Origin of the sequence: Natronolimnohabitans sp. A-GB9 (genome assembly GCF_030848565.1) — an archaeon.
Classification (GTDB): domain Archaea; phylum Halobacteriota; class Halobacteria; order Halobacteriales; family Natrialbaceae; genus Natronolimnohabitans.
Genome location: NZ_JAVDDV010000010.1, coordinates 1 through 13,283 on the forward strand (window position 1 = coordinate 1; position 13,283 = coordinate 13,283).

Annotated in this window: 10 protein-coding genes, 1 tRNA gene and 1 pseudogene; 3 read left to right on the forward strand and 9 right to left on the reverse strand. The window is 60.2% G+C overall.

Going from position 1 to position 13,283, the window contains the following annotated elements; translation table 11 throughout:
* Positions 1-69 precede the first annotated feature (69 nt).
* A pseudogene (locus RBH26_RS13510) lies at positions 70-1,704 on the reverse strand (restriction endonuclease); the annotation flags it as partial.
* A gap of 135 nt (positions 1,705-1,839) precedes the next feature.
* Between RBH26_RS13510 and RBH26_RS13515 the strand changes: the two are divergent.
* Together RBH26_RS13515 and RBH26_RS13520 are read left to right on the forward strand one after the other, a co-directional pair.
* Entirely contained in the window at positions 1,840-2,004 is a 165-nt protein-coding gene (locus RBH26_RS13515) for a hypothetical protein (protein WP_306758874.1), read from the forward strand.
* 54 nt (positions 2,005-2,058) lie between these two features.
* The gene (locus tag RBH26_RS13520; protein WP_306758875.1) at positions 2,059-2,292 is read left to right on the forward strand and encodes a hypothetical protein; all 234 of its coding nucleotides are present in this window, start codon (positions 2,059-2,061) and stop codon (positions 2,290-2,292) included.
* Positions 2,293-2,911: 619 nt separating this feature from the next.
* On the opposite strand, the gene RBH26_RS13525 is transcribed toward RBH26_RS13520, so the two are convergent.
* A tRNA-Trp gene (locus tag RBH26_RS13525) sits at positions 2,912-3,086 on the reverse strand.
* 50 nt (positions 3,087-3,136) lie between these two features.
* Complete coding sequence (locus tag RBH26_RS13530; protein WP_306758876.1) at positions 3,137-4,057, reverse strand: DUF5794 domain-containing protein; 921 nt, start codon at positions 4,055-4,057, stop codon at positions 3,137-3,139.
* 514 nt (positions 4,058-4,571) lie between these two features.
* Between RBH26_RS13530 and guaB the strand changes: the two genes are divergently transcribed.
* The gene (gene guaB / locus RBH26_RS13535; RefSeq protein WP_306758877.1) at positions 4,572-6,074 is read left to right on the forward strand and encodes an IMP dehydrogenase; all 1,503 of its coding nucleotides are present in this window, start codon (positions 4,572-4,574) and stop codon (positions 6,072-6,074) included.
* 61 nt (positions 6,075-6,135) lie between these two features.
* Here the strand turns inward: guaB and RBH26_RS13540 are convergent, their stop codons facing one another.
* The 6 genes from RBH26_RS13540 to RBH26_RS13565 form a co-directional block, all read right to left on the reverse strand.
* Entirely contained in the window at positions 6,136-7,851 is a 1,716-nt protein-coding gene (locus RBH26_RS13540; protein WP_306758878.1) for an AMP-binding protein, read from the reverse strand.
* A gap of 322 nt (positions 7,852-8,173) precedes the next feature.
* On the reverse strand, positions 8,174-8,785 hold the full coding sequence (gene cmk, locus RBH26_RS13545) for a (d)CMP kinase (RefSeq protein WP_306758879.1): 612 nt from the start codon (positions 8,783-8,785) through the stop codon (positions 8,174-8,176).
* A gap of 111 nt (positions 8,786-8,896) precedes the next feature.
* Positions 8,897-10,075 (reverse strand): tryptophan--tRNA ligase, encoded by a 1,179-nt coding sequence (locus RBH26_RS13550; protein ID WP_306758880.1) that lies wholly within the window; start codon positions 10,073-10,075, stop codon positions 8,897-8,899.
* 412 nt (positions 10,076-10,487) lie between these two features.
* On the reverse strand, positions 10,488-10,955 hold the full coding sequence (locus tag RBH26_RS13555; RefSeq protein WP_306758881.1) for a hypothetical protein: 468 nt from the start codon (positions 10,953-10,955) through the stop codon (positions 10,488-10,490).
* Positions 10,952-12,559: a sodium/proline symporter gene (locus RBH26_RS13560; protein ID WP_306758882.1), complete on the reverse strand. Its 1,608-nt coding sequence runs from the start codon at positions 12,557-12,559 to the stop codon at positions 10,952-10,954. Before RBH26_RS13560 ends, RBH26_RS13555 begins: the two co-directional genes overlap by 4 nt.
* A complete protein-coding gene (locus RBH26_RS13565; RefSeq protein WP_306758883.1) occupies positions 12,552-13,070 on the reverse strand; it encodes a hypothetical protein in 519 nt (172 codons plus the stop codon). Before RBH26_RS13565 ends, RBH26_RS13560 begins: the two co-directional genes overlap by 8 nt.
* Between the last annotated feature and the right edge of the window lie 213 nt (positions 13,071-13,283).

The following is a 13,283-nucleotide window of genomic DNA, read 5'->3' on the forward strand; positions in this document are numbered from 1 at the left end:
ATACCAACCTCGATTTCCTCGACTTCACCCTTCTAACCCGTGATATCAGCTGATTAGATCGCTCTTCAACAGAGCAGGATCAAGGACCTTCAAATCCGTCACTCGTCGATAGAATGCGCCGAGATACTCGTGGGTTCCTGGCTCGAATCCCTGTGATTTGAGATCGTCTTTGATCTCTTCGACCAGTGGTCCAACCGATTCTTCGACAATATAACTCACAACGTAGTCTGGAGTATAGTACGCTCCTGTGGCCTTCCGTTCGCCCTCATCATTGACTACGTACAGCCCCCCTTTATCAACTGTCTCAACCGCATCTGCAACAGAGACGTCAGTAGCTGGCTTCCAGACCTGTCCACCATCCTCCGAAACAGCGGCGTAATCCTCCGGTGCGATCCGAAATTGGTGCTCAAGCAGTCCCTCGTAGACACTGCCGAGATGGCGCGTGCCGAGGTCAGCGTAGTCAGCCAGCACGTATCGCCCCTCGTCGTTTTCGGTCGTTGAAACTCGGTAGATTACTTCTGCGATGTACCGATTGCTGACCTCATGATCCGCTAAGAAGTCATGTTTGTCTTCGTCGAACAGCCCACCATTGTATGGCGGAATCCCGAGTGACTCTTCACCTTCGTCGACGAGCTGGAAGAGGTCTTCAAGTCGACTCCACATCGTTGTCGAGTACTCGCTGTAAGCGCTGTCAAACCCGTCGTCAACTTCTCCGATCTCGTCATGGATCTCAAGTCGAAGCTCATCCAGACTGAAATTGTCTTCATACTCTTCGATCGAGTCCTTGCCTTCTGGGTGAATCAGGCCTCGAGACTCAGCGTAGAGAACGAACATCAGACGATAGAGCAAGACGAGCGATTGCTCTTTGAGTTTCTCGAGTCCCTCATCGTCGTCAGGATCGATTTCGAGGTCGTTTGTTTCTACGAATCCACGTCCAAGAACTCGTACAGCAGTGAAAACGTTGTCTTGTAGATCCTCTCCAAGTTCTTGTGCAACTGTCTCGCTCTCGGACCAAACCGAATCGAGAAACGTCGTCCCACCAGACTCTCGGAATGCGTCCGGTCGGAAGAAGGAATAAAAGTATTTGAACGTCTCAAGATCATCTCGCTCGAGTAGCTCCGGGAGATCAACTTCGTAATACGTCTGCGTTTCGTAATCTTTGGTTCCGTAGAGCCGCCACTTGCGACCGTTAGTCAGAATGCCCCACTGAATATTGTCAGGCGTTTTCTCGAGATAGTGTTTGATTTGATGGGAGGCGTTTCTGTATGGCCGTTGTTCGCTAAATCGCTGTGTGAAGTCAGCATCCCACTGTTTCGCTTCAAGAAGCCCGACTCCGCGTTCAAACAGATCGGATGTCTCCTCGGAGTCAAGATATACAGATGCGGCGTTCCGTCGCGCATCTTGATCTTCGAAAAGTAGCGTGTCTACGTATCCCCCTCCATCTGGGAGGGTCGCTTCGACTTGTGTTCCAAAGTCAAGAATGTCGAGTACTTCACTGATCCAATTATCAATCAGTGCATCTTCGCCATAGCTATCGAGTAGTTCACCTTCCAGCTCATACAACGACTGAAGCGAGTCCATTGCTTCTCTCGCCTCGTCATCGCGATCCCACTCGTCTCGATGCTTCAGACGCTCATCGAGGTAATATCCAGAAAATAGATTTGAGTTTTGATACGGTCGTTTAGAGAGTGTTGCTTGACTCATTCGAGATACTTGTAGCTACTTCAGTCAAGGGTCATGTAACTATTGGATAGCTATCGTTTCACCCAAGTCTTGTCAATTAAGTACCATAGTGTATTCACAATAGTTATATTATAGTGTAAGTTCTAACTGGTAGTAATGCTGAAATCCAAGGCCCTTCTCGTCGTCGACGTGCGCCAGCTCGCCATGATCTATGAGACGAGTCGTGACATCATGGAAGACGAGAAAGCCCACCATAGCGAGCGTCAGACGGCTGCTCGGCTGAATGAGGAGTGTGCCGATCTTCTTGAGCAAAAGAGATAGCTCGTCAAACTCGTCCCAAATATTTTATGTAAGAGTGTCGTATTTTCAACCATAATGAGTGGAGCAGACCGTGGAGCAGTCATTGCTGTAGTTGGCGGAGCAATGGTAGTTGTCGCTGGACTGCTTTCTCTTTCGACTGCAAGGGACCTACTCAATGGAGACATGACGGCACTGGAACCGGGCTGGATCGACTTCGCTGTAGCGTATCCAACAGTCTTCGCCGTACTGATCGTACTCCTAACCCTGGTATTCGGTGGATCGTTCGTTGCACTGCTTGACGCGGCATGAATGAGTGACCACCAACAACTGTCTCTCTTTTCCCAGTGATTAGTGGTGATTAGTGACTACACTTTCTGTTTCGAGAAGGCGGCAGACCACATACAGCAACCGTTCCCAGCACCGCCAGTCACTCTCTGGATACAGTCACCGGTCACTCACTGGGAACAGTTGCTGTAGCGGTTCGGTAGCGGTCTGTTGCGGTAGTTGTTGTCCGCCGCCTTCTCGAACCAAGTCCTGTAGAACACTATTTACCGCTGATTATCAGCTACCACTGTCACTAATTAGTACAGTTATTCGGCTGTTTGTTCCCACCCGCAGCTTCGCTGCGCATCCTATTAACTGTATCCTATAAGGTGACTCATATATGCCGTCTGTGTTAGTATAGCATGGCACATTGAGGTATGGCATGGCCGATCGTCGTTACAGTAGGGCAGCGAATACTGTCAATCAGATATAAACAGGATTGCCGGAATAGTTGCAGCTATATTTGCCGCTTGTGATATCTAAACGATCGCAGTACGGTGTGGATGCGGAGTCGATCAGGGGTTCAAATCAAACGGTGATATCTTACCCTGAATGACAGCGAACCCGCTCACGTCTATCGATTATAAATCCAGAAGCGGTAAAGTGGGGTCGGAGGGATTTGAACCCCCGATCGACTGATATCTCCGGTGCGCCTCGGAACTCCAGAGGGTCATCACACGGACACTGATCAGGTGCCCGATCAGTATATCAGTCTGGAGTGTCGTCCCGGGCGCGGTGCCTCTGGAGTCAGTCGCCATGCCGGGCTTGGCCACGACCCCTCGCTACTCAGTTGGGGCATGTACCCTAAAGTGGTTTCGATTCCGAACGCTCACAGCCACGGGGCACGACCCTCGGTGTCCGTCGAGTCGTCACCCGGATACGTTTCCGCAGCGTCCTCGGTCGTCTCCTCGACCGCGAGGTCCTCGAGTGCAACGTCGACTGCCGAGTCGCCGTCGCCGCCGTCAGTGACCGGATCGACGCCATCCGTTGGACCGATCTCGTCGCTCGAGTCACTCGAGTCGCCGTCGAACGGGATATCCAGCGCGAAGATCCCGGCGACGATCAGTGCAGCCAGGGGCGCCTGTCCGAAGGCCATCCCGAGCAGGGACAGCGGGAGCAGTCCCAACGCGACCGCGCTACCGAAGCGGAAGCGATCGATGTCCATGTACTCGCGCAGGTACGGCCCGCCGAGAGCGATCGACAGCGCGAAGGCGACGCCGACGGCGGCCGCAAGCGTCGCGTTCGCGACGAGTGCGGGGTCGTCCATCACGGCGAGTTCGGCCCCGCTCGGATCCAGACTGGCGACCAGGCCCAGTCCGATGATGACCATCGGGTTGGGGAGGTACTCGCCGATCGTCGCGCTGGCGGTCTTTGCCGCGATGGCGGCGATGACGAGTGCCGCGAAGCGCTCGAAGATGTCGATATTAAGGACGCTCTCGATCGCCGGTGCCAGTGCCGCCTGGACGGCAGCAAGCAGTATCAGCGGCACGCCGACCAGCAAGACGATCGCCGCCTGCTCCCGTGGCGTACCGCTCATCTCTGCTAAGATCACCGCGACAGTCGCGCTGCCGCCGAAGATCAACAGACCGACCTGGATCGCACCGAGTGGGTCGTCTAGCGCGCCCGCGAGGATCAGCGCCGGGAACACGCCGTCGATCAGCGGCAACATCATCACCAACGCCAGCAGTCTGGCGTCACCACCCACGATGCGCTCTAAGTTGAGGGCAACCGGGTGTCGTGAGGTACTCATCGGTCAGGGACGATGGCCATGACCCGAGGCCGGTGGGCAATAGGGTGGACGATCCCGAACTGACTGGCGCGGCAGCCAGCACATGGGATTGGAATTGCGGCCTCGCGCTGTGAGTTTCAGTGTAAATTTCCCGAACTGGAAATTGGCGGCGTCGCTGTCGACGCTCGTCCGACCAGCGGTTCGGGGTGCACTGAAACTCACAGCGATCATACCGAGACGGACGACGGGATTGTCAATAAACGTTGCGTGGGATACAGTTACACGTCCCATCGGATTCCCGACACTGGAGTCCAAATACGGGCGGTGATGGGCAGCGTTGTACGCAAGATTCGAGACCACGAGCCTGCAACGCCTCGACTCGAGTGGGACACCTCGTCGACTGACCGCGAGTGTCGACGAAGTTCCACTCGCTAACGGGCCGAAACCAACCGAATCAGACTCTGAGGGGCCTGTTACCTGCTCACACCCTGTCGCATCTCGCAACGTTTTTCCCCCGTGGGTTCCGACGGTTTACATGGCGAACGACGTTCCAGAGCACGAGCCCTATTCTGCGAAACTCGACGTACCGGAAGCGCTAACGTTCGACGACGTCCTCCTGCGGCCGAAGGAGAGTCGTGTCGAACCGGACGACGCCGATCTCACCTCGAACGTCTCGAAAAACGTCGAGGTCTCCGTCCCGATCCTCTCGGCGGCGATGGACACCGTCACCGAGAGCGGCATGGCCATCGCGATGGCCCGCCACGGCGGCCTCGGTGTTCTCCACCGAAACATGAACGTCGACGAGATGGTCGAGGAGATCGAGCGCGTCAAAAGCGCCGACGAGCTCATCATTCCGCTGGATGAGGTCGTCACTGCCGATCCCGAGATGTCCGTTCGTGAGGTCGACGAGCTGATGGCCCACGAGGGCGTCGGCGGGGCTCCCGTCGTCAACACGAACGGCGAGGTACTGGGGATCATCTCGAGTACGGACATCCGCCCACACCTCGAGGTCAACGAGGACGACCCGGTCACGGCGGCGATGACCGACGAGGTCATCACGGCACCAGAGGACATCGACGCCCGCGACGCGTTCGACCTGATGTACGAGCACAAGATCGAGCGCGTTCCGGTCGTCGACGACGAGAACCTGTTGGTTGGCCTCGTCACGATGCAGGGCATTCTCCAGCGCCGTGAGTACCAGGAAGCCGTCCGCGACGAGGAGGGTCGACTCCGCTGTGGCGTCGCGGTCAGCCCGTTCGAACAGGACCGCGCCGAGGCCGCGGACGAAGCCGGCGCTGACGTCCTCTTCATCGACACCGCCCACGCCCACAACCTGAACGTCATCGAGGGCGCCCGCGAGATCAAGGAGTCCGTCGACGCCGACGTCGTCGTCGGTAACGTCGGCACTCGCGAGGCCGCCGCGGATCTCGTCGACTTCGCGGACGGGATCAAGGTCGGCATCGGACCGGGATCGATCTGTACGACTCGCGTCGTCTCCGGTGCCGGCATGCCCCAGATTACGGCCGTCGCACAGGTCGCCGACGTCGCCAGCGAACACGACGTGCCGGTGATCGCCGACGGTGGAATTCGGTACTCCGGCGACGCGATCAAGGCGATTGCCGCAGGCGCTGATGCAGTCATGCTCGGCTCCTACTTCGCCGGTACCGACGAGGCCCCCGGCCGCGTCGTCACGATGAACGGCAAGAAGTACAAGCAGTACCGCGGCATGGGCTCGGTCGGCGCGATGAAATCCGGCGACAGCGACCGCTACCTCAAAGACGAGCCCGACGAGGAGGAAGATTACGTTCCCGAGGGAGTCGAGGCGGCGACGCCGTACAAAGGCACGCTCAAGTCCGAACTCCACCAGCTCGCCGGCGGCATGCAGTCGGGTATGGGCTACGTCGGCGCGGAGACGATCCCCGAGTTCAAAGAACGCAGCGAGTTCGTCCGCGTCTCCTCGGCCGGCCAGGCCGAGAGCCACGCCCACGACGTCGTCATCACCGACGAAGCACCGAACTACTCACCCGACGGCGACTGATCGGCTCGCACCCCTCACACGCTTTGCGGAACCACAACGCGGCCGACCGTCCCCGTTCCCGCTACCGTAACTCCGTTCTGCGGATCTTCCCGGTCGTCGTCGTTGGCAGTTCGTCCCGAAACTCGATCTCCCGGGGGTACTCGTATTCCGCCAGCCGTTCTCGAACGAGGTCCCGTATCTCCCCGCGCAGGTCGTCCGTTCCCGTCACATCCTCGATCGGCTGGACGACCGCCCTGATGATCTCGCCGCGAGTCTCGTCGGGCACACCGACGACGCCGACCTGTTCGACCGCGTCGTGCTCGAGGATCGTTTCCTCGACCTCTCTGGGCGCGACGCGGTAGCCACTCGTGATGATGAGGTCGTCGTCCCGGGAGGCAAACCAGAGATAGCCGTCCTCGTCGCGCTCGGCGAGATCGCCGGTGAGATGCCAGACGTCGCCAGCAGACGCCCCGTCCGATGCTGATCGTATCGTATCGCTTTGCTCACCGCCGTCGGGGCCGTCCTCGAGGGTTACCCGGGCGGTCTTCTCGGGGGCGTTCCAGTACCGCTCGAAGATCACGGGATCGTCGCCGCGACGAACCGCGATCTCGCCGATCTCGCCCGTCTCGACGCGCTCGCCCGTCTCGGTGTCGACGACCGCGACGTCGTGGCCCGGCACCGGTTTCCCCATGCTCCCCGGCTTCGCGGGGAACCACTCGCGACAGTTCGCCACGAGCAGGTTCGCCTCCGTCTGCCCGTAGAGTTCGTTGACGACGACGCCCTCGAGTTCCGTGTCGGCCCACGCTACGATCTCACGGGTCAGCGGCTCACCCCCGGAACAGATCGCCTCGAGCGAGAGGTCGTATCGCTCGGCGGGGTCGTCGACGCCCATCAACAGCCGGATCGCGGTCGGCGGGAGGAAGGCGTTCGTGACGTCGAAGTCGGCCATGATCTCGTAGGCGCGTTCGGGGTCGAACGACCCCATCGGGTGGCCGACGACCGACTGGCCGTAGTGCCAGGCCGGAAAGAGGAGGTCGCCGAGCGCGCCGATCCAGGCCCAGTCGGCGGGCGTCCAGTAGACGCCCTCGTCGGCGGCTCGTTCGAAGTACATTTCGAACGCGGGACAGTGGCCGAGCCAGATGCCGTGGGTGTGTAAGACGCCTTTCGGCTCGCCCGTGCTACCGCTCGTGTACATGACGATCGCGGGTGTGTCGACGTCGGTGTCGACCGGTTCGAACGCCGTCTCGGTCCAGTCGACGGCCGCGTCGAACGAGGCGACCGAGACGTCGAGATCACCGTCTTCGAGGGCGGCCTCGTCGCCGTCGACGACGAGGACGGATTCGAGTGCGGGACAGTCGGGTGCGACGTCGCGGATCGTCTCCCACTGGGACCTGTCGACGACAGCCACGCGGGCCTCGCTGTCGGTCAACCGGTAGCGAAGCGCGTCGTCGCCGAACAACACCGATAGTGGCAGCGAGATCGCCCCAAGCTTCCAGCAGGCCAGATGCGTAAGCGCGTTCGCGGGCTTCTGTGGAACGACGACGGCCACGCGGTCGCCCCGTTCGATACCGCGGTCGGCGAGTGTGTTCGCGACGGCGCTCGAGCGTTCGTCGAGGTCGTCGAAGCTGTACCGTTCACGGTCGCCGTCGGCCGTGAGCTGATAGAGTGCGGTCCGGTCGCCGTCCTCGTGTTTGCCGACCAGATCCGTCGCCGCGTTGAACCCCTCGGGGACGTCCCACGAGAACGACTCGCGAGCGTCCCCGTACGTCTCGGCGTCGATCGTGACGTGATACGCCATACCTTGTAATTGACACACATGACAAGAAAGAACTGTCGTCGAACTCCACGTCCTGACGCTGCAGTGTCTGCAGGCGGCGTCTCGGTCGGACGGATCGCCTCCGTCAGGTCGGTCCGACCGTGACCCGGCGACGGTCGCGCCGGGCAAGACAGCGGTCCGTCTCAGTATCGGTCCCACTCGCGGCGGGCTCGAGCCGACCTAGTACCGTTCCAACCGTCGACTGATGGGTCGAATCGGACGACACCGCAGGATTCGACCCATCAGTTCAGGCGTGGACCGCCACTAGTGGCGGTCCACGCCTGCACTGCTGGGTGAAACGGGACTAGAGATCCGCTTCCGGCGTCTGGAACGCTCCCTCGTCGAGGTCAGGATCGTACTCCTCGAGTGCGGTGCGGACGAGCTGGAACACGCCCTGTTTGCTCCAGCGGGCGGTGTTGATGTTCAGGTCGTAGAACGCGCGGTTGTCGATGTTGATCTCGTAGTAGGACTCGTAGCGACCGGCCTCGCTGACCTCGCGGACGCGCATTTCGGCTTCTGTCTCGATGCGGTCCTCGATGCGCTCCGAGCGGACGTCCTCGGGGGCGTCAAGCCAGATCCGGAGGTCCGCGCGGTCGCCAGCGAGCCAGCCTGCAAGGCGGGACTCGAGAATAAAGGGTTTGTTCGCCGTTCCCCACTTCTCGGCGATCTGCTGGAGGCGCTGATCGAGTGCACGATCGATCTCGTCGGATTCGTCGGCTTTCGCCGTCAGCTGGTTCAAGCTCATGTCCCGGTCCTCGGCGAGCTCCCGGAAAATGTCGCCGCCGGAGACGTACGGACAGCCCATCGCCTCGCTGAGCTGTTCACACAGTGTCGTCGCGCCACAGCCCGGCGGACCGGAGACGGTGATGAACAGTGTGGTGTCGATCTCGACCGTCGTCGTCGCTCCCGTGGCCATGCCTGGCACCTCGACGGTCAGGGTAAAAAGCGGTCCGGCCGCGACGCGTCGTGAGAGGGGTCCACGAGGAGTCGCGTACCGATAGATAGTGAAAACGGCGGATAGAGACGCCTACTGTTGTGAGAGCGCGTTGTCAGGGTACCCTGCTCGCCGCCGTGCACTCTGTCGTTCCGCTTCGGTCAGCCGATATCCGGACAGTTCCTCCTCGAGTGAACCGAGCGCCGCCCGACGCTCTTGGTGATCGGCAAGAAAGTCCGCGATACGCTCTGCTGCTACCTCCTTGAGTTCACCACTCAACAGCGTCCCTTCACGATACGCCGCTGCGAGCTGTTCGATCCGCTCGTCGCTCTCCTCGAAGAAATAGTATAAGAATAGATACGCGACGTCTACCTCCGGATCCCCTCCCTTTGCCCGGTGTTCTTCGATACTCGCCTGTCCACCCGAGTAGGCGTATGTGTGGATTTTATCGACGACCGTCTCGCGGTCATCCGAAAGGAGAATACTCGGGGCATCGTCGGACGTGCTCATCTTCCCCGGCCCGTCGAGACTCGGGAGGAACTTCGAAAGCAAGGCACCGGGCTTGGCTACGTCATACCGTTGTTTGGCCGCAATGTCACGGCAGACGCGAACGTGAGGGTCTTGATCGACCGCAATCGGCACGAGCGTCGGATGCCGACCGTCCACGAGTTGTGGGAGGAGCAGATGAGTCGCTTGGACGGCAGGGTAGAACGAGAGGCCAATGTTCTCAGGTTCTCCGTACGTCGCGTCTACTGTCGATTGAGTCACCTCCTTCGCGAAGGAAGCGGCGAGTGGATACACCACGTCGGCATCTGCTGTATCGACGATAATGCGAGTACGGTCGGGATCGAAGCCGACCGCGAGGAGGTCGCGGAGATTCTGGCGAGTGTAGTCACTAATTTCGTCCAGCGATTTCTCTTTGACAAAGTGTTTCTCGTCATCGGAGAGGGGAATATAGACGAGTGCGCCGGTTTGTTCTTGGAGATATTTTGCGAAGTAGAACGGAAAGATGTGGCCGATGTGCATCGGCCCGGAAGGGCCGCGTCCGGTCACAATCGAGTGCGCTTTACCACCGTTTGCGGCCTCGAGGAACGAGTCTATATCTCGTTCAGCATAGAATACGTCCCGGCGGACGAGCGGATGGCCAGGGTCGGGAAACCGCGTTTTCTGTTCGTGAGTGAGACGGTCGGCTCCGAATTGGTCACGGAGTCGGTCGTAATCGACGTCGCCTTCGACGGCGTAGGGCGTGACGGTGAAGTTTTCTGCTGGCATTGGTGTTGTTGATGAGGTGATTATACTGTCGGACAGTGGTCGCGCGACCGACCGTTACATCGTTGCTGTCCGACAGTAGTACTCGGCGTGCAGTACAGCAAAGAAGCGAGTGAGCATCGCAGTGGTGTCCGTCGGGTGACGCCCGACCGACCCTATACCCCGATACTGTCCACTTCCCGTAGTGCGTACCAATGCCAGCAGTTGGCGTGGGAAGTGGACACCGTACGCTGACTGTGGCGTACTGCAGACATATAATCTGTGGTTCGATTGTCGTGTCAACCCAGTTGCTGGATTTTTGTGACTCCGAATCCGTCCTGCTGGATACACACCCCGTCCTGAAGCGCAATCGAATGTCCCGGCACAGCCCCGATCCGTCCGTAACTATGCCGGGATCGGCGGACAGCGGTCCGTATCAAAGAAACGACCAGCGAGGTGACTCGAGTTCGATCTCGACGTGTTCGAGTCGCGGGTCCTCGTCGAGTTCGGCGACGAGTTCACGCTGAGGATCGGCATCGGCCGTACTGACCAGCGTCATCTGTCCGTCGTACCGGGTGCCGTTTTCGTCGACCCACTCGAGTTCGAGTCTGGCGCGGCGAAATCGCGTCCCCTCGACGTGGCGGATGCGTTCGAGGTCCTCGATCGGGGCGACGAAGTTGTGTTCGTCGCGGGCCTCGAGTTCGGCGAGTTCGCTCTCCGCGACGACGTCCCGTTCGCGATCGCCCATGTTCGCTCGCAACAGCATCGATCGATACGACTGACCGACGTAACACCAGACGAGGCGTTCGTCGGTCAACACCAGCTCCCAGAACTCGATCGAGTTCGGGCGCTGGCGGATCCACTGCGTGAACCGCGCGATCACCTCTTCGGAGCGTGTCATCATCGTTCGAACAGTGGGTGCAAGTCGTCGGGGAGCTTCCGTTCAGGCGACGTGAACTGCTGTGCGGCTATCGAGACGAAGATGAACACGATCATCGCGACCAGCAGGGAGATCGCCTCGGCCGGGACCTCTGCGGGGTAGGGGTACGTCCACATGACGATCTCGTTTGCCGACTGCACCGCCCCGTTGTCCGTGATCGCTGCAGCCTCGGGGATCACGTTGTAGATGATGTTGAACAACATCCCGACGACGAGCGCGGCGATGGCACCCCACTTCGAGGCGCCTTTCCAGTTCAGTCCCAACACGACGATCGGGACGAACGCGGCGGCGAAGAAGCCCCAGCTGATCGCGCCGAGGATGCCGACCAGCGCCTGCGAGTAGAAGACGACGATCGTCGCGAGCACGGTAAGCGTCGCGAGTGCGGCCTGGGTGACGCGGAGTTCGACCCGGTCGTCCGTGATCGGTCGGCCCAGCGCACGCGGGATGTCGCGTGCGATGGCCGCTGCACCGATGTTGAGAAACGAGTCGCTGGTCGACATGATCGCCGCGAGCAGCGCCGCGAGGATCAGCCCGGCGATGATGCTCCCCGTATGATCGAGGACGAAGACCGGACCGACCTCCGAGGCGGCGAACGTTGCCTCCCGCTCGCCGGCTTCGACCATCGCGCGCATCGAGAGCCCCGCCGAGAAGGCGATCAGACTCGAGATGGCATAGGAGATGGCGGCGATCGGAGCGCCCCACTTGAGGATGGTCATGTCACGGCTCATGTAGAACTTCGTGATGAGGTGGGGCTGGCCAGCAGCGCCGACGGAAAACAGGATCCACCAGGCGATGCCGACGAGGACGGCCGTCTCGGCACCGCCCAGGGTACCGAACGGCGAGACGAGCGCCGGATCCGCGTTCGCCAGATTCCGCGAGATGTTCTCCATGCCCCCGCCGAAGGACATCGCGTAGGCGAAGACGAACCCTGCGCCGACGATCATCGTCAGCGCCTGCAGGAAGTCGGTCCAGACACCGGCGATCATGCCGCCGAGCATACTGTACAACAGGAGGATCAACGCGCCGCCGAGCAGGCCCCAGATGACCGGGATACCGAAGATCGCACGCATGACGAACTGCAGCGCCGCGAGGTTGACCGCGAGGTAGGCGACGACGCCCAGTGCGACCGCGAGTCCGGAGAGACCGCGAACCCACTCGCTCTCGTAGCGGACGTACATCGCGTCGGGCAACGTCAGGACGTTGCGGATGTCGGCGAGCAGGCGCATGCGCTTGGCGAGGACGATCCACGTCAACAGAAAGCCAAGCGGCGCGGTAAAGAAGATCCACAGCGCCGTCGTTCCGAACTCGTAGACCAGTTCGGGACCGCCGACGAAACCGAACCCGGACTGGATCACCGAGAACGCGGTCAGTGCGAGCACCCACGTTCCGATGCTCTTGCCGGTGATCAGGAAGTCACTCGTCGAGTCGGTTCGCTTCCAGCCCCAGACACCGATCGCGATGACGATGAGTAGATAAACGGTCCCGAACCCGATGATGATCGGGTCGTCGGCGACCGGAATCCCCTCCTGCTGGAGCGGTGCCGTCGCCAGCGAGAGCGATTCACTCATCGTCTTGCTCACCTCCGTCACTCACTTCACCGCCGTCGGCCACTCCGGCCGGTGCCGTCGGTTGCTCCGGTGCCAGCGGGAACGACTCCTGACGCTGTCGTTCCCTGGCCGACTCGATGATATCGTCGATGATCTCTTCGCTTGCGATTCGGTGGAAGATCAGTGAGTAGTAGATCGCCGCGGCCAGCGGTAACGCCCAGATGAACGTGAAATAGACGAGCGTCGGGATCGGAACCCCGAGGACGTAGCTGTAGTCGGTGACGCCCGGTTCCCACGTCAGCCAGATCCCGACCAGACCGATCAGGAACAACACTGCCAGTCCACCGATCAGTCCAGTGTACGGCGCAAGATCCGGATCTCGTTCTCTTCGCTCGATCGTCGCTACGGCGATCACCGAAAGAATGATCCCCGCACCGACAAACGAGAAGACTCTGTACCACCCGAGACTCGCCGTGATCAGCGCGCCCAGTGACAGCACGCCGATCGCACCCATTGTCGTGTTTCGTGCCATTGTTTTGTGTTACCGTAGCTTATCGTCGGAAGCGTTGCTCGAGTGACGGCCGACCAGCTCCTCGACCATCACGAGCGCTCGTCTCGACGGTTCCTCCCGTCATATGTCGCCACCGACCGTGGTGATTAATATCACACCACACTGTATGGAGAATGTCATCGTTAACATGTCAACTGTTGGCTTGCAGCCGCGGTGTGGGCGACTGGATCCGAG